Genomic DNA, 22460 nt, shown 5'->3' with positions numbered 1-22460 from the left:
GGAGGGTTCGTATGCTTCTGGAAACGCTTGCCTCACGTATGGCCACCGGTGAGGACCGGATCGCCATTTGCAGTTCTACCCAACAGATCACCTACGCCGAGCTGTACGAACGCGCAACGGTGATTGCTCACGCTCTGCAGGAATGCCCGTTACGGCAAGGGGCCTTGGTTGCCATCTGCATGGAACGCTCACCGGCATTGTTGGTGGCGATCGTCGGTGTGATGTTGGCCGGTGCCGCTTACACCGTGGTCGAGGCCCGTGCCCCGACCCGCCGCGCCGGCGCGCACGATGCCGTGCTGGACACCATACAGCGCATCAACCCGGACCTGATTCTGGTCGACCGTGGCGATAGCCCCTGGTATTCCTACACGACCCCTAGCCTGGTAATCCCCAAGCCATCGGCAGGCACGACACCGCAGGTGTCGGTGATCACCCCGGTACAGTCAGCCGCCTATGTGCTGTTTACGTCTGGCACCTCGGGTTTGTCCAAAGGTGTCGAAATCAGCCACGCCAGCCTCACGCACTACTGCCGCTCGATGGTGGAGCGCCTGGGGTTGCCGGAGGGGTTGCGCTACGCGCACGTAAGTCCTTTGTCGGCGGACCTGGGCAACACCAGCTTGTTCCTGGCGCTGTGGACCGGTGGTAGCGTATTCCTCGCCGATGAGCAGGAGCGCCAGGAGCCGTTGCAGTTGGCCAAGGCCTTGGTGGCGCAACAGGTCGACTGCCTCAAATGCACGCCCACCCAGTGGCGCTTGCTGTATCCCGCGCTGCTGCCATCAGACCCTGCGCAGCCTGTATTGCAGTGGCTGATCCTCGGCGGCGAACGCTTGTCGGCGCAACTGGCCCGCGAGACGTTGGCCGAAGGTCTGGCCGCGAACCTGGCCAACCACTATGGCCCCACCGAGACCACCATTGGGGCGACTGTTCAACCGGTCACGCTGGCCCTGTTGGAGCACTGGGGCGCAGGCTGGGTGCCGATCGGTCGGCCGCTGGGCGATAACCGCGCGCTGATCCGCACGGACGAGTACGAGCTGGTCAAGGCGTCGGCCGGCCAGGCACAAGGCGAGCTGTACTTGTCCGGGCCCGGCCTGGCCCTGGGCTATCGAGGGTTGCCGGATGAGACCCGCGCTCGTTTCATCGAACCGCGCAGAAAACACCAGCGGGCCTATCGAACCGGTGATCGGGTGCGGGTCGATCAGGACGGGGTGCTGCACTTTCTCGGCCGCACCGACCGCCAGGTCAAGATCAATGGCTATCGGGTCGAGCTGGAGAGTGTCGAGCGCAGTATCGTGCTTGAGGGCGTAAGGGACGTGCGCGTGGTGCAGGTTTGCCAGGACCATCGAAACCTGCTGCTGTGTGCATATGAAGGTGAGGCCGCCCTGGCGTCGGCGTTACGTGAGCAAATGCTGAGCGTTCTGCCGATGCATATGGTGCCGGTAGGTTTTCTGGCGATCAATCCCCTGCCCATCACCGACAACGGCAAGCTGGATGATGCGCAGATCCGGCAGCAACTGATCGCCCACTTCGTCAAACCGGCGTGGGGCGAGGCGGAACATTCGCTGGAGAGCGAGGTGCAACGGCTATTTGCCCTGTACTTGCCGGGCAGCGCCCCAGGTCTGGATGGCGACTTCTTTGCGCTGGGCGGTGACTCGCTGGGTGCGATCCAGTTGATTACGGAACTGCAACTACGCGGTTACACCTTCAGTGTGCAGGAGTTCTTCGCCGACCCGACGGTGCGTGCGGTCACTGAGCGACTCATCCACCAGCCACCGCAGCAGACACCAGCGGCGGAACCCTTGGCCACTGGGCCATGGCCGTGTTCCCCGGCCCAACAAGCATTCTTCGCCCGCGATCTGGCTGAACCCAACCGCTGGACCCAGGTGCTGGTATTGGACCTGGAGCCGCGTTTGGATGAAGCGGTGCTCCAGCGAGCATTGGCCGCCTTGATGACTGCCCATCCGCTACTGTCCGCACGCTTTGCTCCTGATGAGCCTGGGCCGGGGTGGTGTTTCCACCTTAATTCTGAGGCCACGCCATTGTTTGACGTAGTGCAGTTGCCGAAGACCACACTGCGGACTCTGGAGCGTGCGGTGGCCGACGCTTATGCCTGGATCGAAGCCCGTCTGGATGTGCGCGAGGGTCGGGTGTTCGGTGCAGTGCTACTGCAGCAGCGTCGGCACAGTGCATTGCTGCTGGTGGCGCATCATCTGGTGGTCGATGTGGTGTCCTGGCATGTGCTGCAGAAGACATTGTTGCGCTTGTGTACAGAGCCATTGCCGGCTGTGGTGCGGTCCTTTGGCGGCTGGAAACGTTCCGAGCCTTTGGCGCGGTCCGGGGTTTCAGTCCCGCCGCCGGTGGACGACACAGGGTTCGAGGGGCAAGCCCAAAGCGTGTGGATCAAGTTCACGGAGTGGGAGACCCGGCAACTGCGCGAGCAGGCGCGGCAACTGGGCCTGAAGCATATCGACCGGCTGTTGCTCAGTGCCTACGCCCAGGCCTGCGCCGCACTGAGCGGCGAGCAGCAGGTGTGCATTGACGTGGAGACCCATGGGCGATTGGAGGATGGCGGCGATACGGATCTGTGCAGCCAGGTGGGGTGGTTCACCACCACCGTACCGATCACCCTTCGACCGCTTGCCGACGCGGATGAGGCATTGCCCATCCGGGTCGAGCAGGCCTTGAGCCCGTCGGCGAATGTGCCCGCAGTGCCTTGCGCAGCGCCATACTGCTTCAACGTGATCGGCTCGCCGCCGTGTGACGCATCGTCGACCTTGGCCTGGACGCCGCTGGCCGTCACGCTGCCGAGCCTACGTGGTGCATTCAACCGGCGTTCGCATGTGTTGCACCTCACGGCGCGCGTGCTGGATCAACAGTGGGTGATCGACCTCAACTACCCGACACCGCGTTATGCGCCAGCCGCGATGCGCCGGTTTGCCCATGACCTGCGCCGGCGCCTGCTGGCGCGGCAGGGCCGGGATGTTTCACTGTGGGACCGCCAACCGCCGTTGATGTCCACGGCGAATTCGGCGGGTGTGTTGTGGAGTGTGCCGCAGGGTCTGGATGCGCTGCGTCCACCGTTGTGGGTGAAGCCGCCCGCCTGCGTGCTGCTGACCGGTGCCAATGGTTTCCTGGGTATTCATGTATTGGCGGCGCTGCTGGAGCAGCCTCTGTTGGTGATCTGCCTGGTGCGCGACCGACATGGCGTCAGTGCCGGTGATCGGCTGCGCACCGCTTGGGAAGCATTTTTCCCTGACCGCGAATGGCCAGCGCAGTGGGTACGCGTCTGGACCGGGAATCTGGAACAGCCGCGCTTGGGCTTGGAGGCGAGCCAATGGACGCTGCTGGTCGATACCCTCGACGGCATCTACCACTTGGCCGCCGACACGCACTTGGTGGGCAATGACACCGACACGGTGGAGCAGGCCTTGACCCCGTTGCGCGAACTGGTCGCGCTGGCCCGCCAGGGTCGTGGGAAGACCCTGCATTTCACCTCAACCCTGGCCATTGCGGGTACCAACGTCACGACGCAGCGTTTCTGCGAAGACAGTTACAACATTGGTCAAACCTTTCTCAACGGCTACGAGCGCAGCAAATATGCCGCCGAGGCGGAGTTGCGCGACTTCACCGACAGTGGCGGCCGGGCCTTTATCTACAGGTGCGGCACCCTCACCGGGCAGGCCTGCAGTGGTCGCTTTCAACGCAATGCCCGCGACAGTCGCTCGGTGCAAAGCTTGCGGGCGTTGCTGCAGGTCGGGGCGATGCCGGCCGGTTACGACGAGCCGCTGGCCTGGACGGCGGTGGACGAGGTGGCGCGTGCGCTGGCGATGCTGTCGCGGGATCCGACGCTGGACGGTGGCACCTATCATCTGGAGGCGCCGACGTGCCTGTCGCTGACGCAGCTAAGGACAGCACTGGCGCGGCGTGGTGTGTCGTTGGGCTTGGTGCCGGCGGCCTCGTTGCGCGAGCTGTTCCAGCAGTCCGGCCAGATGCAGGACGCCGAGGTCGCCCTAGGGCATTTTTGGGCCTCACGCCCACCGCGCAATGTGCAGTTCGATCATCAGAACACCTTGGCGTTGCTGGCGGATAAAGGCATGCGGTTTAGCGCGTTGGATGAAGCCTGGCTCGACCGATTCCTGGATCATCTTTTTGCGAGTGGCGCGTTACCGCGGCCTCAGCAGGGAGCACGGCCATGACAGCACAAAGGGCAGCCGTCGTGTCGGGCGGCACGTCAGGGATTGGTCGTGCACTGGTCGAAGGGTTGGTCGAGGACGGCTACGGCGTGGCCTTCAGTGGGCGGACCCGCGAACGGACTGACGCGGTGCTGGCTGACCTCAACCCCAAACGACGATGCGCGGTGGGGGTTACCGGTGATGCCGCACTGGCGGGGCATGTCACCGCACTGTTCACTGCGGCGCATCAGGCGTTCTCAGTGTGGCCAAGTGTGGCGGTGATCTGCGCGGGGCACGGGTTGCCGGGTACCTTGACCGGTTCTGACCCCGCTCGCTGGGAGCCGCTGTTTCGCCTCAACCTGCTCGGGGCCATGCATCAGATGCGTGAATCGGCTGAGCTGTTCGGCCAGGTGCCAGGCGATGTACGTGACTTGGTGGTGATTGGCTCCACAGTCGGTCGCACGCTCTCGGAGGCCAATCCGGTGTATGGCGCGACCAAGGTGGCGGTGCATGCCCTGGTGGAATCGCTGCGCCGCGAACTGTGTGCGGCCGGTGTGCGGGTCACTTTGATCGAACCGGGATTCGTGACCACTGGCTTTCAGGCTGCAGCCGGTTACGACCCCGAGTGGTTTGCGGGCATTGCGCAGGATCAGGGGCCGTTGCTGCAACCGGCGGATATCGCCCGGATCGTGCGGTTTATCGTTCAACAACCGCCGCATGTGCACATCGACGACGTGCGCGTGCGGCCTACTCGGCAGCGGGTCTAGGCGGGGGAAAACCCTGTCGCCCGTTTGAAAGGGAGGTACTGAAATGACTCACACTGTCTCTGCTGTCACGACCCTGGCACCGGCGATCGTGGCGCATGTGCTGGATACGGCAACCTTGTTGCAACTGACGCAGCGCAAGATCGGCGTGCTGCACATCAAGCGTTTTTATCCGCCCGAGCACGGTACGCTGGCGGCGATGGCTGCCATCACACACCCCAAACTCGGCTACTACCACAAGCAGTACACTAGCAGCGTGGGGCGCATCTGCACGCCGCATATCGACTCGGAATGGGACACCCAGGCCGCCGAGCGTTATCACCGTGAGGCGCTTGAGAACACCCACGATATGCGCGAGCTGTTCAGCCCGTACCCGTCGCCCGCCGACCGGGTGCGTCTGCTGTTACAGGAGTACTGGCCGGCCGGCGCCAATCTGCAGCGTCTGCATGGGCGCCCCTGCTTTGTGGGCGCCATTCGTGTGTTCAAACCGAGTACATCGAAGTTCTATCCGCACAACGACCGCCTTGACGAGGAGTCCGATGCACCAGAACTGGAGGGCATGGTCGAGCAACTGGTGGCCAATATGTACCTGCAAGTGCCCAGCGTGGGTGGCGACCTGCAACTGTGGTTGCGCGAGCCGACTGTGGAGGAAACCGAGCGCATCCGCGATGTCGAGGGCTTGCTGCCGGACAGCATCGAACCACCGGCGCTGGTGATCCACCCGGAGGCCGGTGACCTGATCATCTTCAGTTCGCGCATGCTCCACGCGGTGACCTCCAGCGATGAGGACTATCGGATTGGTATGGCGGCCTTTATTGGGTGCTTTGGTCCTCAGCGACCCCTGACCTACTGGAGCTGACGCCGCGAAAGCTGGGCTTTACCCCTCGCCGACACAGTCATACCCTAAGGGCAATCGGCGGCCGTGTCGGGTGAGGGATTTCTAAGCACGACCGCTCTTTTCCCGATCTTGCGTGTGCGCACGCTGCCCAGGCGGGTGGGAGGCGCACCAGGAGGTATGCGGTGAGCGGTGCGCCAGAGTCCTCGCCGGTCGCACTCAGGGGTGGGGCAGGGCAGGCAGTTGTCTACCCGGTGCTGTTCCTGCTGCTGTGGTCATCCGGCTTTGCAGTGGTCAAACTGGGGTTGGCCTACGCTGAACCCCTGACGTTTCTGAGCCTGCGCTACGCCTGTGTGGTGGCGGTGCTACTGGTGCTGGTCAGCGTCATGCGGCTGCCCTGGCCGCGGTCATGGTCTGCATGGCGCGACCTGTGTGTGGTCGGCGCGCTGATCCAGTTCGGCTACTTCGCCGGCACCTACCTGTCCTTGGCCTGGGGCCTGTCGGCAGGTGCGCTGGCGGTGATCGTGTCGATGCAACCGCTGCTGGTGGGCGTGCTGTCGCCCGCGCTGCTCGGCGAGCGGGTCGGGCGACTGCAGGCGGTGGGCTTATTGCTGGGATTTGCCGGCGCGCTGATCGTGATCCTGTCGAAGTCCCGCGTTGAGGCCAGCTCGCTGCTGGGGCTCGGCGCGGCGCTAGCGGCCCTGATGGGCATAAGTGGCGGCGTTATGTACGAGCGCCGGCGCCAGCCCTCTCAGCATCCCTTGATGGCCAGCCTGGTGCAGTGCGGGGTGGGGTTGTTGCTGACGGTACCGCTGGCACTGAGCTGGGAAACGCAGGTGCTGGACTGGACGCCCACCTTGCTCGGCGCCTTGGCTTATCTGGTGATCGGCAACTCGCTGGTGGCGATCTCGCTGTTGTTGGCCATGGCACGACACCAGCGCGCGGCGCGGGTTTCAGCGTTGTTCTTTATGGTGCCGCCGCTGGCGGCACTGATGGCGTGCTGGCTGTTGGGCGAAGTCATGCCCACCTTGGCCTGGGGCGGCATGCTGGTGGCTATGGTGGGAGTGTGGTTGGTGAGTCGATGATGGGATAAGGCACAGGTGGTTCACCTGGCCAGGCCGGGATGAACCACGTCAAACGCGTTATTTCTTGCAGATATAGTCTTGAGTGACAGTCGTTTCCAGGCAATTGAACTGGCCCATGGTGCTGCACACCGATTTCTCCGCACCGGAACGTTCGGCACCCTTGTAACCCCAAAACTGACAGCGCCCGGTGGCAGCAGTCAGCCCCTGAGCTTCGTTGCTTTGCCCATTCTCAAACTGTCCCTGCTCATACGACAGTTGGACCATGCCGTCGGACTTGCTTCCGCCCGTGGCTTCCCATTGTTTCGGTGTGGCACAACCTGCTAGAAGCAGCAGGGCGAGTGGAATGGTTGCGATGATTGGCCTCATGATTGAAGTGGCTCCCTGTGGATTTTCAGACGGTCTTGATGTTTGAACCGGACACGTCGGGCGGCCGGGCGCCGGACCAAGGTGGCCGAGGCGTCAAGAAAGTGCTCTCGACATGAGGCTGGCATCCTAGTCAGGGCGCGTAATGGGTTTCAATCCAGTCAGTGTGATCAGGACGTCTACTGCCTTGTAAAGAGTGTTAGCTGTAGGAGGTGTCTGTCTTGACTTCGGCTATCCGCCGGTGACCGCTATCGGCCAGGTCACGCGAAAAGTGCGCAGGTGATAGCCGGAAGGTGGTTGCGCTTACTTACAGGTGGCGCAGATGCGGCGGTAGTGCTCGGCTTTGCTCACCGGGAACCTCTAGGAATAGACGCCGAATACGGTTTTGATTGAACTGCACAAGGAGGCGATAACCTTGTATGCAATTCATGTAAAAGAGCTCGCTGCGTGGTCCCGACGCCGTCTCCAGCTTTTGCAACTGTGGCTTTCTTGCAAGGGCAGACTTTAGAGGTAGTCGCATGTACAGACCCTCTACCGGGCAGCGCATGGAGAAATTACCGTAGAACCACACCGACGATAGCCTGTCATCGTCCCTTATGCGTGCCATAAAGCCATCTGAGTACCTGGCGGGTCGCCACCAACCGTCATCGTCCACACCGGGTGCTGACCAAGACGCTCCCAGAGCGGCTTGCAGTCGGTCCTTGGTATGGCCAGGGCGCAGCAGGGCAAGGTTGCGGTAGTCGAGACGGGAAGCCGAGGCTGGCATGGTGTGACGCAGCGCGCAGAATTTTGTGACTAGGCTTTCACAGGGTGTCGCGTTGGCGGGAGGCAGGCAATGGGAATAGTACGAAAAGGGCAGTTCTGCTCACTTGAGCACGAGATGCACGACGATCCCACATACCAGGTTGATCAGCGTGTCTCGCGAGACACTGTCGTAGCGTACATGTGCCTAGAGCCCAGAAGAATGTCCGCAGCCGGCGAACTCGATGTAACGGGCCGCTGGCAGGCCCTTGAGCAACGATCTTGACGGTGTGCAGGCGTGCCAGCCGTCAGCGGTTCCTCAAATGATTGTGACGGGCGGGCTTGGCATGGCCGCTTCAGTGTCTTGTGCCAGCAAGGATTGGTAGGCATCTGCAAGCAGAAACTGTCCACCAAGTGATTCATTGGCGGTCTGCAGTGCGACGGAGTGTTGAGGGGGAACCCCCTACCAGTGCCGGGTAACCTTGCGTCGGAGGAGGCACTTGAAGCATTGCCCCAATCATGGCGTGCGGTAGACCCCATGAAAGTCTGTGCGTTTCGCCAAACGTTGTGTGTCCGCCAGCGCGGGCGCATGCTATATCAGCGCGAGCGGGGTACCATTCGGCAAAGTTCAGAGCCACATTGGCTCGAGGCAAAACATGTCGAGCGTCGTTTCCGTTAGGTTGAGCCGCTCAAACCTACAGTGTCGTGAAGCACATGGTCGATTTGAAAGTTTCCGTCATGCTATTGGTGGAGCTAAGGGGTAGGCAGTTTATGTGCTCCTGAGTGAAAGAAGGATAGCAGCGTAAGTTTTCATCGACCTCTTGATTCCACGCCTCAGTGTATTGTTCATATTCTTCGTTCTGGCAGGGCTACGGATGGCGTCCAACAAAAATCAACATTTTGTACCACGTTGTTATCTTAGGCCGTTCACGGTCAATGGAGAAAATTCAGCGATTAATTTGTATAACCTTGATCGGCATAGGTTGATCATTGGGGCACCTGTGAAGAATCAGTGTTCTCGAGACTATTTTTACGGACAAGATGACAGTCTGGAGTCGGCTATCCAGGCTGTTGAGGGGGCATATGCGGCCGTGTTAAGAGATGTTCTGACGCCGGGTTGCCGTTTGAACGAAGGGCATAGTGAAGTGCTCAGAATATTTTGGATGCTTCAGTATCTACGTACGGAGGCGGCTTCTAAGCGTGCTGTTGAAATGTCTGATGATGCATTTGGCACGATGCTCCCTGATTCCAGCTTTGCCTTTGGAATTAAGGAGGCTGTCCAGGCAGCTATGGGGACATTTGCCAGTTCCATGAATATAACTTCAGATTTAAAGGTTTGTTTGGTCAAGAACGCTACGGATGTTCCTTTCGTCACCTCTGACGATCCTGCGATCCTTACAAATCGATGGTACCATAACGATGAAAAGTCGCGGCACAGGTCGTTTGGGATGCGAAGTTCCGGGGCGCTTCTGTTACTTCCACTGTCCCCTAAAATTTACTGTCTATGTTACGACTCCGATATCTACAACATTGCTAGTGATGCCGGTTGGTTGACCGTTCGTAAGCCATCTGACATTGAGATACTTAATCAATTCCAATTGTTGCACTGCCGTGCAAATATTTTTCTAGAAGGTACTGCCTACGCTAATGCTTTACACGAATTTGTTGTGAAGTTTGAGAAGTGCCGGCCTGCTGAAAGACATGTTGTGAATTTTGCAGTCTTTGATGGTGAGCAGACTGACACTCACAAAAGGTACCGTGTCGTTTCAAAGGAAGAGTTCAAAAATTACGAAGATGGGATCATGCATTCCCAGGTCGTTCACCCACGCCCGACCGCCTGGCCAAGCTTTCTACTTCGGAAAAACAAGGCGGTAGCTTTTTCCAATGGCACGGGAGTGGGTTACTTGAGGCGCGCTCATATTGATAGCGGATTCTTCAAGGTTGCGGCTTATGGATAGTGGCGGGGCTGGTGCTCCTGCGCCGTCATCCGTCAATCTCAGTTATTACTACTACGCTGACCTCCTTGCTGAACAGATCTGATCGACCTCTGTACAGAGCGCGCAGTGTTCCTAGGATGACGTGCAATTGATGATGGTCCATCCCGTCTTGCGAATGAGGTCCAGTTCTTTATCTTTCAGGGCATCCCTTCGCAGGGCAAGACACAATAAGTGAGACGGGCGCGTCATTGCGACGTAGTGCAGTTTGAGGCGTTCCATTAAAGCTGGGTTTTCGCCTGTGTTATCGGTGGAGACCTTAGGTTTTTTGCCTGTTAGCCATGGAATTAGAGTTTTTAACTGGTGAGCCTTTTGAAAGGTTTCAAGCACTAGTGTTGCTGTGTGAGTTTCACCTTTTACACCATGGATTGATCCTAGGCGTATAGTTACTATCGGATCGATTCTAGGGTATAGAAATCTATTCTCCCCGCCTAACGGGCCGCCTGCGATTGCATCTGTAAAGGCTTCTGAGTCTGTCCATTCAAAATACTTTTCGTGCTCTGCGATTTCCACACCTGCAATGGTTCCGGCGATGGTTTTTGTGGTGGATATGAATTCTGGCCATTCCGATTTCTTGGGTGCGGATTTGCAGGCGATCAGATATTCAAGAGCGTCTTGATACTGATGACGGGCTGCATCATGTTCTGATAGCAACTCGAGAATATGTCGATGCGGGGGCTTTCTCGTCTGAGTGGCAAAATCACTCATGCTCAGGTGGATCGCGTGAAGAATGCCCTCAGCAAATCTGTTTACTACGGGGCTGGTGCTACCAGCGGTGGATAGTTCCATTCTGGCGCAAGCGAGGTACATGCCAAGTGTGCTTGGCTTTGGCTGTTGGCCTGCCAACTGCGAAGTATAGTCGGGAGCGTAGTGACCCATGAATCGCGGAAGTCTATCGGTCTTATCTGATCGGTGAACGGCTGCTACGGCTGTGAAATCCCCAAGCATTAGTGCTTCAGGAGGGAATGCTTCTATGAGGTACTGCGCATATGTTGGCAGCACTTGAAGAATGGATTGATCATCGAAAAGAAAAATGGCGTTTTGACAGCTTGGGTGATTAATTTTGCTCGTCGTCGGACCTCTGCCAATCAATGGTTGTGGCCTTAATCCGAGTGGTGCGGCAATGGAGGCTATTGACTGACCAAATCGGAAGCTGTTCGGCAGATCTATTTTGTTTGTGCCCGGAAATGGATCTGTTGTACCACTGGTATCAGTCGAGGTGCCGCCGTAGATCGCCTGATTGGAGTCGCCATATCGTTGTCGGATAGAGGGCGCGTCTCCATCGCAAAAGAGCTTATGGATGAACTCAGATTGGAGTCCGCTGTTATCTTGCACTTCGTCTACAAGTACGAGTGGAAATCGCTGTCGGATTGTAGTGATCACTTCGGGATGTTTGTTGATCAACTCATAAGCCCAGACAAACATTTCGTCAAAGCAATAGAAGCCCGCTGCAGTGGACTCACGGCAGGCTTTCTGGATTGATTTTGATGTTGCTGTATGGGATGGATGCCGATTTCCCGTAAAATCGGGTTTTGTGTAGATTAATGGCGTGTGTTCATGTTGTTTCTCAAGGTACGTCCTTGTGCCATACGGTAGCCGCCACCGACGATCCTTTTCGGCAAGCTCTGTATCGATGATCTTGACTTTCCTACCGTTCGAGCGCAGCCAGGGAAGCGCCAGGAATTCGTTCACGAACGAATGAATCGTGCCTATAAAGTGTGGGTGCTGAAGGAGGCTATAGGATGTGCTATTGGTGCTGAGACGTGCGCCAATTTCTGCACGCGCAGCATTAGTGTGGGAGATTACGCAAATTCCCTGTCCTTTTTGCTGCCAGCGATCGGCAAGAATTCCGAGCTTCGCGACGAGCAGAGTAGTCTTCCCGCTGCCTGGGCAAGCTTCGACATCAAGCGTATCTAAGGAGCGGATTACTTCCAGGCGGGGATCATTTCCCTCGGGGCCGGAAAATGCGTTAGATGGCAGACCCATGTTAAGACATGCCCGCTCAACGTCAGCTTGGGAGATCGTGCCTATACGTTCTATTCCATATGCCACTTTCGGTCATCCATTTCGATAAATGTATAAGTGCTACGCCATAATGATTTGTGGGCAGGCTATGCTAATGCTGTCGCGGTTATATCTGCGCTTGGTGACGATGGGGCGCTACTTTCCGATTGAGGTGCCGTGGGCAAGGGCTCCGTAACGTGAGCGATTGCTTGTTTAACATATTCAGGCAGAGACTCGAGTAGCTCTTCAGGCGTCAAAGAACCTTCAGAGATTGAGTCTTCAAGTATTTCACACAAATATTGTGCTGCGATTGCTTTTGACACACTTGAGCTGGTGAATGGTGCGTAGACGGTGGAGCAATGGGCATCCTTTGGTAGGTCAGATGCTTTCAGTGTCTTATATCTTAAGTTTGCAGCCTTGATTACGTCGGCTTTGGTGGTGGATGCGTCGTTTAGCTTGTCATCATTCTTGGCAAGTTGTCCTGCAAGATATAATTGTGGCGCAAGCCCTGAGAATGCCAGGTCATACTCAAGCGTCCATTCATCTGCCACAAACGTCCGGACCCATTGCTCGTTCGCCTTATCACGTATGGTGCGTTTTTTCGCATCAAGCTCGGCAGTTGTAAAGTCAGACTTTACCCGCCAGCGGCGGGTTGAAGTAGGCAAGGGAGGTGTGGGCGCGCCTTTCTCCACTTTTCCGATGATCTGCGGGGCGCAATCTGGCATGACATCAAGGTCTGTAATGCACGAAACAGGAATTCGAAGTTCTCCTGTCAATGCGGGATCTTTTCGCATAAAGATTCGCCCATAGCGCCCGAGCCCCACGCCCCCGACATTTACAACCGAGACTCCGTAATGCTCAAAGTCTCTACCAATAAGTTTGGCGATTACAGGAAGCAGTATGTTTTCGGCATCGCCTTCTACAATAACTACGCCGCGTGCGAAAAATAGATTTGCTTTGGTGACGTCAAGAAAGCGTTGGAGAAAGCGGTAGTCCGATGAAGTGAGCTTTGTATGGCCTTCCGTCAGAGGATAGGCACGCCCTTCTCGGATGAGCACGAGGTTGTTGAGCTTGACGTCTGCGCCAAGGTTTGGGCTGTGGGTTGTGACGATGATTTGTATCTGCTGGTCGTCGACTCTTTTCTTTTCAGTCTGTGCTTGTAGGAATGAAATTAGCCGTAATTGGCGCTGTGGATGAAGATGCGCCTCAGGTTCTTCAATAAGAAGCAGGGGGAAACCGTCTGCTTCGGTTCCCATCAACAGTAGCTCACAGGCCATAAAGAGAATGTTGTTTGAGCCAAGGCCGCGTAGATAGGACTCTTCCTGATCATTGCCGAGGTTGACTTCTAGCTTTTCCAGAAGCTGCCTAAGCCGGACACTGTCATCACTGTGCCCGCTGATCTGTACTCTGGCCGTCAGGTCATCGTCTTTGAATGAGAGAGGCTGCAAGTAGTCTTGGTTTAGTTTTTCGCGTGTTGTTTTCACGCCATGTGCATTCGCGATCAAGTGGCTGGAATAGTCACCTATACCAAGTACGCTGAGATCTGCGGGAACCGGAGTGGGGTTGGTGTTTGCATCAAATTTTTCACCATGGTCCTTTATATCCTTGGTGTGCTGAAGTATCTGGGAAAGGCGTGAGCCGCGACCAGCAGCCATTGCGCGCTCTGCATCGCGTAATGGCCTCAGGTAGGTGGCTTGCAGCATGAAGCGCGCCGCTGAGTCCATTAGCGGGCCGTCGCTGTCTCTGCCAGTCCGCCACTCGATCGGTATGTACCTGCGCGTCGAGGTGCCCATCTCGCTGCGCCGCGCAATCCAAGTGATGATCAATGACGTATGGGGTCCATCTTCATAAGTGAGGTACTCGGCAAAGGCGCTGCGGTCACTTTTCGTCAGCCCAGAAAACGTCAGTTGTATTTTTATTTCACGTGCATGGCCTTTGATGGCGCAGTTGTGGAAGTCGGTGAATTCGAGGCGTAGTGATTCTTGATCCCGGGTGCCTAGCACGAATCTGAGTGCATCGATAAATGCTGTTTTTCCTGCATCGTTCTCACCCACAAGTGCTGTTAGCCCGGGGTTTAGAGAAAGCTCGAATTTTTTGTCGCCGGACCCAAAAAGACGAAAATTCTCAATTTTAACTTTGGCTATATACAACGCTGGCGCTCCTTGCAGGTGATATTTTGTAGTCTTCGAAAGGCATCTAGCCACTATGCCATTAGTGGTTTTTTTTACTAGCCCTACTATCGTTAAACAATGTCGTAGCGAGGCCCTACGCCCACCGATGATGCTGCCCTTAAGCCATCCTCCAAAATCCCACCCCGCCAGTGGCGACAGCGGCATCAACAGCGGATGCCCGAAGATGTCGTACTTGGCACCCTTGTTGAGCATTCGATCAGCGACGATGTCCACCAGCATCAGTACGATGGCTGAGGCTGCGTGAGCGGAGCGGGTTAGATGGGTTCACCCATCAGCAGTTCCACGTACACGGGGCCCCGCTGACCGGGAGGGACGCGGATGACTATGCGCTTTACCGGAAAATCCGCGAGTATGTGACTGAACTGGATTCAAGCACGGTGGTAAGTACGCGAGCAAAGCCATCCTCATGGGTTGAAGGCAGGCCTCGAGTCCGCTAGAAGAGCGAAGAACCCTTCCCCAGTCTGTACCCCCGTTTGTGACGGGATTGTTTGGGTAGGCGTGGGCCGTTAAGAGGTATCTTCATCTCCCGATATGGCTTGTGCCACCTGTCTATTCCGGGCTTTGTGAGCCTTCATGGGGTGGGTGGAAACAGACACCGCTTCCGCCACTCTCTCCGCCATGCCTGCCTCCTTCACCGCCACATTAAGTAAACACAAACCCCCGGTTTTCCTAGAGAAGATCGGGGGTTTGTGGTTTTTGGCGTTTGAAAAATGGGCGATATAGGAAGGCGATGTAGTCGCTCCGCTTCATGCTACTGGATGACCTGATGTATGACCCGGCGTCTCGCTTGACTAGGTATGCAGGCTCGAATAGCATCAGTACCAGATAGATGTGCGCGGGGATCACATACTAACGTGTGGGAATTCTATCAGCCGACCTTCATAGTAATGTGAAGGGCTCCAGACACCACTGGTTTAAAGAGCACCCGAAATTGATTTACAAAAAAGCCACTCATTGAGTGGCTTTTTTGTGCCCGGAATTATCTGCGCCCGCGGGTTTTCGCAATCTTTGGTTGTTTCCCTGTGTGAGCTACCGTTTTTGCCAGCGTATTGAACGGCACGCTGTTGTCTCGCGTAGGCTCGTCAGGCTTGCTTCGATCATATGGATGCGTGGTTTTGACCCACAGCATGAGTCCAATCGACAGATGCTGGTGTTTGTCGACACTGAAGGCGACTTTCACCTTCCTGCCTGAATCGTCTTCTACGATCAGCCAGTTTTCGATGCCGTGGTCAAAGTGCTTTCCCTGTATGCATTTTTGATCACACCATTGGGTCATCCATCCCAAAAGCATCAAGCTCAGCTTGTAGCGAACAGAGCAAAAATAACGCTCGTTTTTGAATTCATCGTCTATCCGAGCGAGCCCGGTATTGGCTTCGCCGGCATTCAGCTCACGCGTGTAGCAGTGGCTTTTGAAGCGACACTCGGCCGTTATCTGAACATTGTTCAAAAGGTTGAATGTAATGGTGGTGGGGTGCAGATGGCTGAAATCGTAAGGCTGCCCTTCGTGCGAGAATGCCAGCGGGTGTCCGTTGCTTAGCTGCATGTAGGCTGTGACTTATGAGGGGGTGGTTTGGTCGTGAAAGCTTCTCACCTCTTGTTCGGCTAGACAATTTCATTGGGTATGACGATCAGAAAATCGAGGTTCTGGCCTTGGAAAACCTGCATGTGGTTTCGTTACTGAATACGTCGCATCCATCTTGTCCTCGTTAACCTGATGCCATCAACGGTGCGCAGCAGGCCCTAGCGAAAATCGGAGGGTTGTAGTTTCTGGCGTTTGAAAATCCTGCCACATACCCCGAGTGTCCGCCGCTTATTAAGAATCATCGGCTCTTCGAAATCGCCCCACTCATGTATTCATGCAAATCTCGTAGGTCCTTGATCCTCCAATCGAACGGCGCCAGCTTTACGCCATTCTCCCGCAGCGTTCTTGGGATCAAGTCTCCATTTGGGCGAAGTATGATCGACGACACGATAACGCCCGGATAGTCACTGAGTCGTTTCTTGAAAGCGGCTGTTGTCAGGTTGGGTGTTGCAGGCGTGCTTTTGTTGGCCAGCGGCCCGGTTCCTTTGAGGTCCGCCCCGTGGCACATGGCGCATCGCTGCAAGTAGAGGGTCTTCCCGTTAATATTTTCCGCAATGGACGGCATTGTTTGAGCCAGTAATAAAAAGCCCAGCGAAGCGATAAGCAGTGTTTTCATTTTTATAGGGTCTTGTTGGGAAAGTCTGATCTGAGTCGCGGGCGCGCCCCGCTGGGCATCCCCTCAATGCCGATGCCGATGATGCACATCCGGAAAGTGCGCATGACTATGCCGCACCGGGCTGTGCACATGCACATGACTGTGTGGTTCCGCCGGGTCCCATTCAAACCCATGCTCATGCTGATGATGTTCGTCATGCACGTGGCGATGCGCGTGTTCCGTCGCCTCATGCTGATGTTCATGGGCATGCCGTTCTGTCAGGTGCAGCCACACTCCTACGGCCATCAGTGCCGAGGCGATCCAGAACGCCGCTGTCACCGATTCTCCCAGCACCAGCAACGCAATCGCGGCCCCGAGGAACGGCGCTGTCGAGAAGTAGGCACCCGTGCGTGCGCTGCCCAGGCCGCGTAATGCCAGCACGAACATGACCAAGCTGATGCCGTATCCCAGAAAGCCCACCAGCAAGATCGGTACGAGATGTGCAGGCGCAGGAATCTGCGTGCCGAGGTACAGCGCCAGGCCGCAGTTCACCAAGCCCGCAATCAGGCCTTTGGCGCCAGCGATAAATAACGCGTCAGATGCGGACACTTTACGTGTCAGGTTGTTATCAATCCCCCAACATAGGCAGGCCAGCGCTACCGCAAACGGCCCTGTCCAGTCGTGGCTTGCTCCGCTGCCGTTAGGCCAGGACAACGCCAAGCCGCCCAGCACTATGGCGATCATCCCTAGCACGATGCGGCGGTCGGCGTTCTCTTTGAATACCAGCCAGGCGATCAGTGCGGTGAGCACCGATTCGAGGTTGAGCATCAGAGAGGCGGTTGCGCCTGCGGTACGCGTCAGGCCGAACATCAGCGCAACGGGGCCGAGGATGCCGCCAAAGGCGATGGCGCCGAGCAGCCAGGGCCATTCCGATGGGCTAAGCCCGGTGGGTTTCCAGCCGCGATCACGCGCCAGGCGAACGCCGGCAAGGCCGATGCCGCTACCGAGGTACAGCAGGCCCGCGAGCAGCACGGGCGAGAGGCCCAGACCGAGGCTTTTGGCCAGTGGCGTGCTGGCGCCGAAGAGTGCCGCGGCGGCGAGGGCGTAAACGATGCTGAGGTTCATGGGCGGTCCTCGGAAGTTGCTCCGATCATACGGCTTATGCGGCGTTATTCATGCCTGCACATACACCCACGCCGTCAGCCCAGACGACAGGCTGACCGCTACACGCTTGTAGTCCGACACCTCATACGCATCCGCTGCCGCCAGCTCCGCTTCGGTAATCTGGAACACCGTCCCCTCGACCTTGGCGCCCGGCGCGTTGGTGGGCGCCACGATAGGGTGATGGGTCTTGCCGCTACTCGCCAGCACCTGCGGGTCGGTGATCTCTACCCAGCTTTGTGAATAGCCCAGCATGGCATCGTGTTGACCTGCCAACTCGCGGCCGAAGTTGGCCAGTTGTACGGGTTTGTCTTGCAAGGTGCCGTAGGAAAACAACAGCACGGGGTACTCGTTGGAGCGGTTCATGGAGCTTCCTTTATGCCAGCAGGTCTTCGTAGAAGGCGCCGTAGGGCTTGGTCGGGTGGGCGATTTGGATTTCCAGAATCCACAGGCCGGCATTCGGGTAGTGCTCGAAGTCGCCGAGGTCGCCGCCACGGTGGATGGCATGGGGGAAGTCGCTGACGCGGTGGCCCTTGATGTCCAGGTTCAACTGCCAGCCCATGGCCTGGGCTTGTTCTTCGGCGTAGCGGTAAAGCTCAAGGCCGACGACTTGGTCGTTTTTCCAGCGGGCTTGTACGCGGTCGAACAGCTCTTTGGCGGCGTTGGCACAGGCGATCATCTCTGGGTCGTTGCCGGTGCTGAACGTGGCGCCGGCGTCACCTTCGTGGCCTTGCCACACGGCGCCCATGTCGATAAAGAAGATGTCGTTTTCGCCCAGTACCGGGTCACCTTCGGAGCGCTGGTTGAAGGCCTTGAGGGTATTGGCGCCAAAGCGCACCAGCAGCGGGTGCCAGATGCGTTGCATATCGAGATCGGCGAGCACTTGCTTGCCCAGTTCGCGGGCTTCGGATTCAAGCATGCCGGGGCGGATGCGCTGGGCGAGGCTTTCGATGGCTTGCCAGGTCATGGCCTGGGCGTAGCGCATGGATTCAATACGGTAGGCGGCGCCTACGGCTTCTTTGGGTTGTGCACTCACCTGCGTGTCCTCGGCCTAAATTATGTGGGTCGTTATGCGTTTTACTATATAGCGCGATGATGGCGCAGCAAAAGGCAAATTGCGCATCAGATATGCAGCCATGCCAGGCTACCCAACACCACGGCCACGGCCGCCGCCGTATACGACATCCGCTTCAACCATTCCCGCCTGGTCAACAAGGTAATCGCCGCCAGCGAAATCGCGATCTGAATCGCCGTCATCGCTTGGGCCCAACGATGGTGCTGATGCAGCGCCTGCTCTGATTTCTCATCCCATTCCCTGGACGTGGCTTCAAGCTTTTCGGCCTGCTTGCGCACGTCTTCCTTCTGACTCTTGTAGCGTTCGATCTCATCTTTGTAATGCGCGGTATCCACACCGGGAATATGGGTGGCCAACTCCGCCAAGTTTTGCCGGCTGGATTTGGCCTGGTAGTAATTCCATTGGTTGGCGGCTTCGGTCTTGATGATGGCGGCGTTGTTCTTGTCCATCGCCGCTTCGCTTTCGGTGGAGCCGGCCTGGTAGCTGAGCATGGCGCCGAGGGTGGCCATCAGTGCGGTCATGACGGCAATGCGGCTGGCGAAATTGTCCCCGCGATCGTGGGCATGTTCGGTGGTGTGTTCGATGTGTTTTTCGTGGGGGCTGGGGACTTCGAAGGCTTCGGACATGGGGGCGGCTGCGCACGGTATGAGGGAGTCTGATTCTTCACCAGCCAAGCTGTCTCAAGCCTGTACGTGACGCCGGATGAGCCGCACATACACCGCGATATTGATCACCACCACCACAGCGCCTAATACCAACTGAATATTCGGCGTCAGCCCGGCCGGGTAGATCAGCGTAAGGATGTAGTGCTCGATAAACCCGCCGCCATAGCCATCCTGCCCGGCGAGGTGGCGAAACAGGTTTTCCCACTGGGTCAGCGGGCAGGGCAGGTGCAGCATCTCCACCGCGATGCCCCAGGCCACTGCTGGCAGGTGCAGCCACATCACCCGGCGCCACTTTAGGGCGAGCAGCCCGCCGAACAAGACGAACAGGATAAAGCTCAGGTGAAACAGCACCAGGCTGTCGGCGGCTAGACGGTAGAGCATCGCGGGCACTTCAAAAGGAGGAGGGCATAGTCTAAAGGGTTGCCTGCCGACAAGCGTGGCCGTTATTGTGCTGAATCCTTTTAGTCCTTCCCCCCAAGGATCTGTTTTGATGAACGCACCGCGTACCGCCGGCCCGATCAAGGCCGTGATTTTCGATATGGACGGTTTGTTGCTGGATACGGAAGGCATCTACACCGAAGTCACACAGATCATCGCCGAACGCTACGGGCGCACATACGACTGGGGAATCAAGCAACACATCATCGGTCGCGGTGCCCAGGACTTGGCCGACTACGTGGTCAAGGCGCTGGACTTGCCGATCACTCCGGCTGAGTTCCTGAAAATCCGCGAACCCTTGATGAGCGAGCGCTTCCCCAAGGCCCTGGGTATGCCCGGCGCCGAAGCGCTGGTGCGGCATTTGAAGGCGCACAATATCCCAATTGCCGTGGGCACCAGCTCGTCGCGCAACTCGTTTGGCCACAAGACCACCTTGCACCGCGAATGGTTTGGCTTGTTCGACACCATCGTCACCGCTGACGACCCAGAAGTCGGCGCCGCCAAGCCTGCGCCGGATATCTTCCTCACTGCCGCCCGCCGCCTGGGTGTGGCGCCTGAGGACTGCTTGGTGTTTGAGGATTCGCCGTTTGGTGTGACTGCGGCGAAGGCGGCCAACATGACCGCCATCGCGGTGCCCGATGAAGCCATGGCCGATAGCAAGTACCAGCATGCTGACCAGATCATCCGCAAGCTCGCGGAGTTTGATTTGGTGGCTTATGGCCTGCCACCATTGCGCTGAATAAAACGCGGTAAAAAAATGTGGGAGGGGGCTTGCCCCCTCCCACATTTGGTTTTGCAGTGTTCCTGACAGCTTAGGCGCTGAAACCACCATCGATGGTCAAGCTCGCACCCGTGATGTACCCGGCCTCTGGGCCTGCCAGGTAGGCCACAAAGCTGGCAATCTCTTCCACATGCCCATATCGCCCCACCGCCATCAACCCAATCAAACTCTCGGCAAAATCACTGTTGGCCGGGTTCATATCGGTGTCCACCGGCCCAGGTTGCACGTTGTTGATGGTGATGCCTTTAGGCCCCAGGTCGCGCGCCAAGCCTTTGGTCAAACCCACCAGCGCCGCTTTGCTCATTGCATACGGGCCGCCGCCGCCAAAGGGCATGCGCTCGGCGTTGGTGCTGCCGATATTGATCACCCGGCCACCGTCACCCATGTGCTTTGCCGCTTCCTGGGTGGCGATAAACACGCTGCGCACGTTGATCGCCAGGGTCTGGTCGAAGTCTTCCAGCTTGAAGTCTTCCAGCGGTGCGATGGCCAGTACGCCAGCGTTGTTCACCAGAATGTCCAGGCGCCCAAAGGCTTTGACGGTGGCTTTGACGGCGTTGCGGATCGCGTCGGCACTGGCGCTGTCGGCATGAATCGCCAGGGCCTTGCCGCCTTCGCTGATCACGCTGTTCTGCAATGCTTCAGCCTTGGCGGCCGAACTCACGTAGGTAAAGGCAACCGCTGCACCTTGTGCAGCGAGGCGCTTGACGATGGCGGCGCCGATGCCGCGGGAACCGCCTTGAATCAAGGCGACTTTGCCGCTGAGGTTTTGTGTGGTCATGTCGATCTCTTAGCTGTTCAAGGCGGGATGCCTTGTTGTTGGAGCCGAGTATCGACCTCCCCGACCCACCCCGGTAGACCGTGATTGCTATAGTCTGTGTAAACCAAAAGTTTAGAGTGGGGCGATATGGAAAGCTTTGGCAGTATCGAATGCTTTGTACGCAGTGCCGAAGGCGGCAGTTTTGCCGAAGCGGCGCGGCACTTGAGCCTCACGCCGGCCGCAGTGGGCAAAAGCGTCGCCAAGCTCGAAGCGCGCCTGGGCGTGCGTCTGTTCCAGCGCAGTACGCGGCGCCTGACGCTCACTGAAGCGGGCAAGCTGTTCCTCGACGAAGTCAGTGGCAGCCTCACCACCATCCAAAATGCCGTGGCCAACCTGGCCAGCGCCGAAGGGCGGCCGGTGGGTACGCTCAAGGTCAGCATGGGCACAGTGTTTGGCAATCGCTACATTGCGCCGTTGCTGGGTGAGTTTATGCGGCGCTTCCCGGATATCAGTCCGGACTGGCATTTCGATAACCGCCAAGTGGATTTGATCGGGCAGGGTTTTGATGCGGCCATTGGTGGCGGTTTCGAACTGCCCCAAGGGGTGGTTGCGCGCAAGCTCACGCCTGCCCATCGGGTGCTGGTGGCTGCACCGGATTACCTGGCGCAACGCTTGCCGGTGTCGGCTCCCGAAGATTTGGCGCACTGCCACGGCATCCTGATCCGCTCGCCCCAGACCGGGCGCATACGTTCCTGGCAACTGACCAGCCGCGAACGCGAACACCGCCCATTGGTGCTCAAACCGAGCATGACCATGAGCGACTCCGAAGCCGCGTGCTGCGCCAGCGCCCAAGGCTTGGGCATTGCGCTGGTGAGCATGCCGATGGCGGTGCCCTTCCTGCACAGTGGCGCGGTGGTGCGGGTGTTGCCGGATTGGTATGTGGATGATGGCAACATTTCCATCTACTACGCCGAACACAAGCTGTTGCCAGGCAAGACGCGGGCATTTGTGGACTTCATCATTGAGCAGTTTGCCGAGCAGCGGTTGGGGCAGCGGTTCAGCGCGATCTGATCAGACTGGTAAACCGAGTCGCCGGCATCGCAGGCAAGCCAGCTCCCACAGGGGAATGCATTTCAAAGCTGCAATGCGATCAACTGTGGGAGATTCTATGGTTGAGGGGAAGTCCCCAAAACCGCTTTTGACTTGTACTCACTCTGATTTTTCAGGAGTGAAAACGCGATCCGTGCCAGCTTGCGGGC

Annotated in this window: 19 protein-coding genes; 7 read left to right on the top strand and 12 right to left on the bottom strand. The window is 57.7% G+C overall.

All coding sequences use genetic code 11. The annotated features are described in order from the left end of the window. The first annotated feature begins 11 nt into the window (after positions 1–11). The 4 genes from ACLD1Y_RS12740 to ACLD1Y_RS12725 all read left to right on the top strand — a co-directional run bounded on the left by ACLD1Y_RS12740 (position 12) and on the right by ACLD1Y_RS12725 (position 6853). The gene (locus ACLD1Y_RS12740; RefSeq protein ID WP_429478301.1) at positions 12–4193 is read left to right on the top strand and encodes an AMP-binding protein; all 4182 of its coding nucleotides are present in this window, start codon (positions 12–14) and stop codon (positions 4191–4193) included. Continuing rightward, a complete protein-coding gene (locus ACLD1Y_RS12735; RefSeq protein WP_429478300.1) occupies positions 4190–4936 on the top strand; it encodes an SDR family oxidoreductase in 747 nt (248 codons plus the stop codon). Before ACLD1Y_RS12740 ends, ACLD1Y_RS12735 begins: the two co-directional genes overlap by 4 nt. A gap of 43 nt (positions 4937–4979) precedes the next feature. Continuing rightward, positions 4980–5792 carry a hypothetical protein gene (locus ACLD1Y_RS12730; RefSeq protein WP_429478299.1) on the top strand — a complete coding sequence of 271 codons (813 nt, stop codon included), beginning with the start codon at positions 4980–4982 and terminating at the stop codon, positions 5790–5792. A 161-nt stretch (positions 5793–5953) separates the two neighbouring features. Continuing rightward, on the top strand, positions 5954–6853 hold the full coding sequence (locus ACLD1Y_RS12725; RefSeq protein ID WP_429478298.1) for a DMT family transporter: 900 nt from the start codon (positions 5954–5956) through the stop codon (positions 6851–6853). A gap of 57 nt (positions 6854–6910) precedes the next feature. On the opposite strand, the gene yecR is transcribed toward ACLD1Y_RS12725, so the two are convergent. Both yecR and ACLD1Y_RS12715 read right to left on the bottom strand, forming a co-directional pair. Continuing rightward, complete coding sequence (gene yecR / locus ACLD1Y_RS12720; RefSeq protein WP_429478297.1) at positions 6911–7219, bottom strand: YecR family lipoprotein; 309 nt, start codon at positions 7217–7219, stop codon at positions 6911–6913. A 304-nt stretch (positions 7220–7523) separates the two neighbouring features. After that, on the bottom strand, positions 7524–7982 hold the full coding sequence (locus tag ACLD1Y_RS12715; protein ID WP_429478296.1) for a DUF7256 domain-containing protein: 459 nt from the start codon (positions 7980–7982) through the stop codon (positions 7524–7526). A gap of 850 nt (positions 7983–8832) precedes the next feature. Here ACLD1Y_RS12715 and ACLD1Y_RS12710 point away from each other — a divergent pair. Continuing rightward, entirely contained in the window at positions 8833–9915 is a 1083-nt protein-coding gene (locus tag ACLD1Y_RS12710) for a DUF4238 domain-containing protein (protein WP_429478295.1), read from the top strand. A 111-nt stretch (positions 9916–10026) separates the two neighbouring features. Here the strand turns inward: ACLD1Y_RS12710 and ACLD1Y_RS12705 are convergent, their stop codons facing one another. From ACLD1Y_RS12705 to ACLD1Y_RS12665, 9 genes are all read right to left on the bottom strand, one after another. Further along, positions 10027–11937, bottom strand: coding sequence for a UvrD-helicase domain-containing protein (locus tag ACLD1Y_RS12705; RefSeq protein WP_429478294.1), 1911 nt, complete (start codon positions 11935–11937; stop codon positions 10027–10029). A gap of 125 nt (positions 11938–12062) precedes the next feature. Then, positions 12063–14366, bottom strand: a complete 2304-nt coding sequence (locus ACLD1Y_RS12700; RefSeq protein ID WP_429478293.1) for an ATP-dependent nuclease — start codon at positions 14364–14366, stop codon at positions 12063–12065. Positions 14367–15126: 760 nt separating this feature from the next. Next, positions 15127–15690, bottom strand: a complete 564-nt coding sequence (locus ACLD1Y_RS12695) for a hypothetical protein (protein ID WP_429478292.1) — start codon at positions 15688–15690, stop codon at positions 15127–15129. A gap of 277 nt (positions 15691–15967) precedes the next feature. Beyond that, complete coding sequence (locus ACLD1Y_RS12690) at positions 15968–16345, bottom strand: c-type cytochrome (protein ID WP_429478291.1); 378 nt, start codon at positions 16343–16345, stop codon at positions 15968–15970. Positions 16346–16408: 63 nt separating this feature from the next. Further along, complete coding sequence (locus tag ACLD1Y_RS12685) at positions 16409–17449, bottom strand: EamA family transporter (RefSeq protein ID WP_429478290.1); 1041 nt, start codon at positions 17447–17449, stop codon at positions 16409–16411. A 48-nt stretch (positions 17450–17497) separates the two neighbouring features. Beyond that, positions 17498–17851 (bottom strand): gamma-glutamylcyclotransferase family protein, encoded by a 354-nt coding sequence (locus ACLD1Y_RS12680; RefSeq protein WP_429478289.1) that lies wholly within the window; start codon positions 17849–17851, stop codon positions 17498–17500. Positions 17852–17861: 10 nt separating this feature from the next. After that, complete coding sequence (locus tag ACLD1Y_RS12675) at positions 17862–18521, bottom strand: M24 family metallopeptidase (protein ID WP_429478288.1); 660 nt, start codon at positions 18519–18521, stop codon at positions 17862–17864. A gap of 86 nt (positions 18522–18607) precedes the next feature. After that, entirely contained in the window at positions 18608–19186 is a 579-nt protein-coding gene (locus tag ACLD1Y_RS12670) for a DUF4337 domain-containing protein (protein ID WP_429478287.1), read from the bottom strand. A gap of 54 nt (positions 19187–19240) precedes the next feature. Beyond that, positions 19241–19606 carry a DUF2784 domain-containing protein gene (locus tag ACLD1Y_RS12665; RefSeq protein ID WP_429478286.1) on the bottom strand — a complete coding sequence of 122 codons (366 nt, stop codon included), beginning with the start codon at positions 19604–19606 and terminating at the stop codon, positions 19241–19243. 109 nt (positions 19607–19715) lie between these two features. On the opposite strand from ACLD1Y_RS12665, the gene ACLD1Y_RS12660 reads away from it, so the two are divergent. Then, a complete protein-coding gene (locus tag ACLD1Y_RS12660) occupies positions 19716–20402 on the top strand; it encodes an HAD-IA family hydrolase (protein WP_429478285.1) in 687 nt (228 codons plus the stop codon). Between the two features lie 73 nt (positions 20403–20475). Here ACLD1Y_RS12660 and ACLD1Y_RS12655 read toward each other — a convergent pair whose 3' ends face one another. Further along, positions 20476–21222: a 3-oxoacyl-ACP reductase family protein gene (locus ACLD1Y_RS12655; RefSeq protein WP_429478284.1), complete on the bottom strand. Its 747-nt coding sequence runs from the start codon at positions 21220–21222 to the stop codon at positions 20476–20478. A gap of 126 nt (positions 21223–21348) precedes the next feature. Between ACLD1Y_RS12655 and ACLD1Y_RS12650 the strand changes: the two genes are divergently transcribed. Further along, positions 21349–22272, top strand: a complete 924-nt coding sequence (locus ACLD1Y_RS12650) for a LysR substrate-binding domain-containing protein (RefSeq protein ID WP_429478283.1) — start codon at positions 21349–21351, stop codon at positions 22270–22272. The last annotated feature ends 188 nt before the right edge of the window (positions 22273–22460 follow it).

The organism is Pseudomonas sp. 18175, from assembly GCF_050432925.1.
Lineage (GTDB): Bacteria > Pseudomonadota > Gammaproteobacteria > Pseudomonadales > Pseudomonadaceae > Aquipseudomonas.
Note: the sequence above shows the minus strand (reverse complement) of the source record. Positions and strands in the feature narration are given on the sequence as shown.

What these genes read in the sequence shown, in the direction of transcription:
- ACLD1Y_RS12740 (WP_429478301.1), top strand. Translation starts at nt 12, where the DNA reads ATGCTTCTGGAAACGCTTGCCTCACGTATGGCCACCGGTGAGGACCGG.
- ACLD1Y_RS12735 (WP_429478300.1), top strand. Translation starts at nt 4,190, where the DNA reads ATGACAGCACAAAGGGCAGCCGTCGTGTCGGGCGGCACGTCAGGGATT.
- ACLD1Y_RS12730 (WP_429478299.1), top strand. Translation starts at nt 4,980, where the DNA reads ATGACTCACACTGTCTCTGCTGTCACGACCCTGGCACCGGCGATCGTG.
- yecR (WP_429478297.1), bottom strand. Translation starts at nt 7,219, where the DNA reads ATGAGGCCAATCATCGCAACCATTCCACTCGCCCTGCTGCTTCTAGCA.
- ACLD1Y_RS12715 (WP_429478296.1), bottom strand. Translation starts at nt 7,982, where the DNA reads ATGCCAGCCTCGGCTTCCCGTCTCGACTACCGCAACCTTGCCCTGCTG.
- ACLD1Y_RS12710 (WP_429478295.1), top strand. Translation starts at nt 8,833, where the DNA reads ATGGCGTCCAACAAAAATCAACATTTTGTACCACGTTGTTATCTTAGG.
- ACLD1Y_RS12705 (WP_429478294.1), bottom strand. Translation starts at nt 11,937, where the DNA reads ATGGGTCTGCCATCTAACGCATTTTCCGGCCCCGAGGGAAATGATCCC.
- ACLD1Y_RS12700 (WP_429478293.1), bottom strand. Translation starts at nt 14,366, where the DNA reads ATGCTGGTGGACATCGTCGCTGATCGAATGCTCAACAAGGGTGCCAAG.
- ACLD1Y_RS12695 (WP_429478292.1), bottom strand. Translation starts at nt 15,690, where the DNA reads ATGCAGCTAAGCAACGGACACCCGCTGGCATTCTCGCACGAAGGGCAG.
- ACLD1Y_RS12690 (WP_429478291.1), bottom strand. Translation starts at nt 16,345, where the DNA reads ATGAAAACACTGCTTATCGCTTCGCTGGGCTTTTTATTACTGGCTCAA.
- ACLD1Y_RS12685 (WP_429478290.1), bottom strand. Translation starts at nt 17,449, where the DNA reads ATGAACCTCAGCATCGTTTACGCCCTCGCCGCCGCGGCACTCTTCGGC.
- ACLD1Y_RS12680 (WP_429478289.1), bottom strand. Translation starts at nt 17,851, where the DNA reads ATGAACCGCTCCAACGAGTACCCCGTGCTGTTGTTTTCCTACGGCACC.
- ACLD1Y_RS12670 (WP_429478287.1), bottom strand. Translation starts at nt 19,186, where the DNA reads ATGTCCGAAGCCTTCGAAGTCCCCAGCCCCCACGAAAAACACATCGAA.
- ACLD1Y_RS12665 (WP_429478286.1), bottom strand. Translation starts at nt 19,606, where the DNA reads ATGCTCTACCGTCTAGCCGCCGACAGCCTGGTGCTGTTTCACCTGAGC.
- ACLD1Y_RS12660 (WP_429478285.1), top strand. Translation starts at nt 19,716, where the DNA reads ATGAACGCACCGCGTACCGCCGGCCCGATCAAGGCCGTGATTTTCGAT.
- ACLD1Y_RS12655 (WP_429478284.1), bottom strand. Translation starts at nt 21,222, where the DNA reads ATGACCACACAAAACCTCAGCGGCAAAGTCGCCTTGATTCAAGGCGGT.
- ACLD1Y_RS12650 (WP_429478283.1), top strand. Translation starts at nt 21,349, where the DNA reads ATGGAAAGCTTTGGCAGTATCGAATGCTTTGTACGCAGTGCCGAAGGC.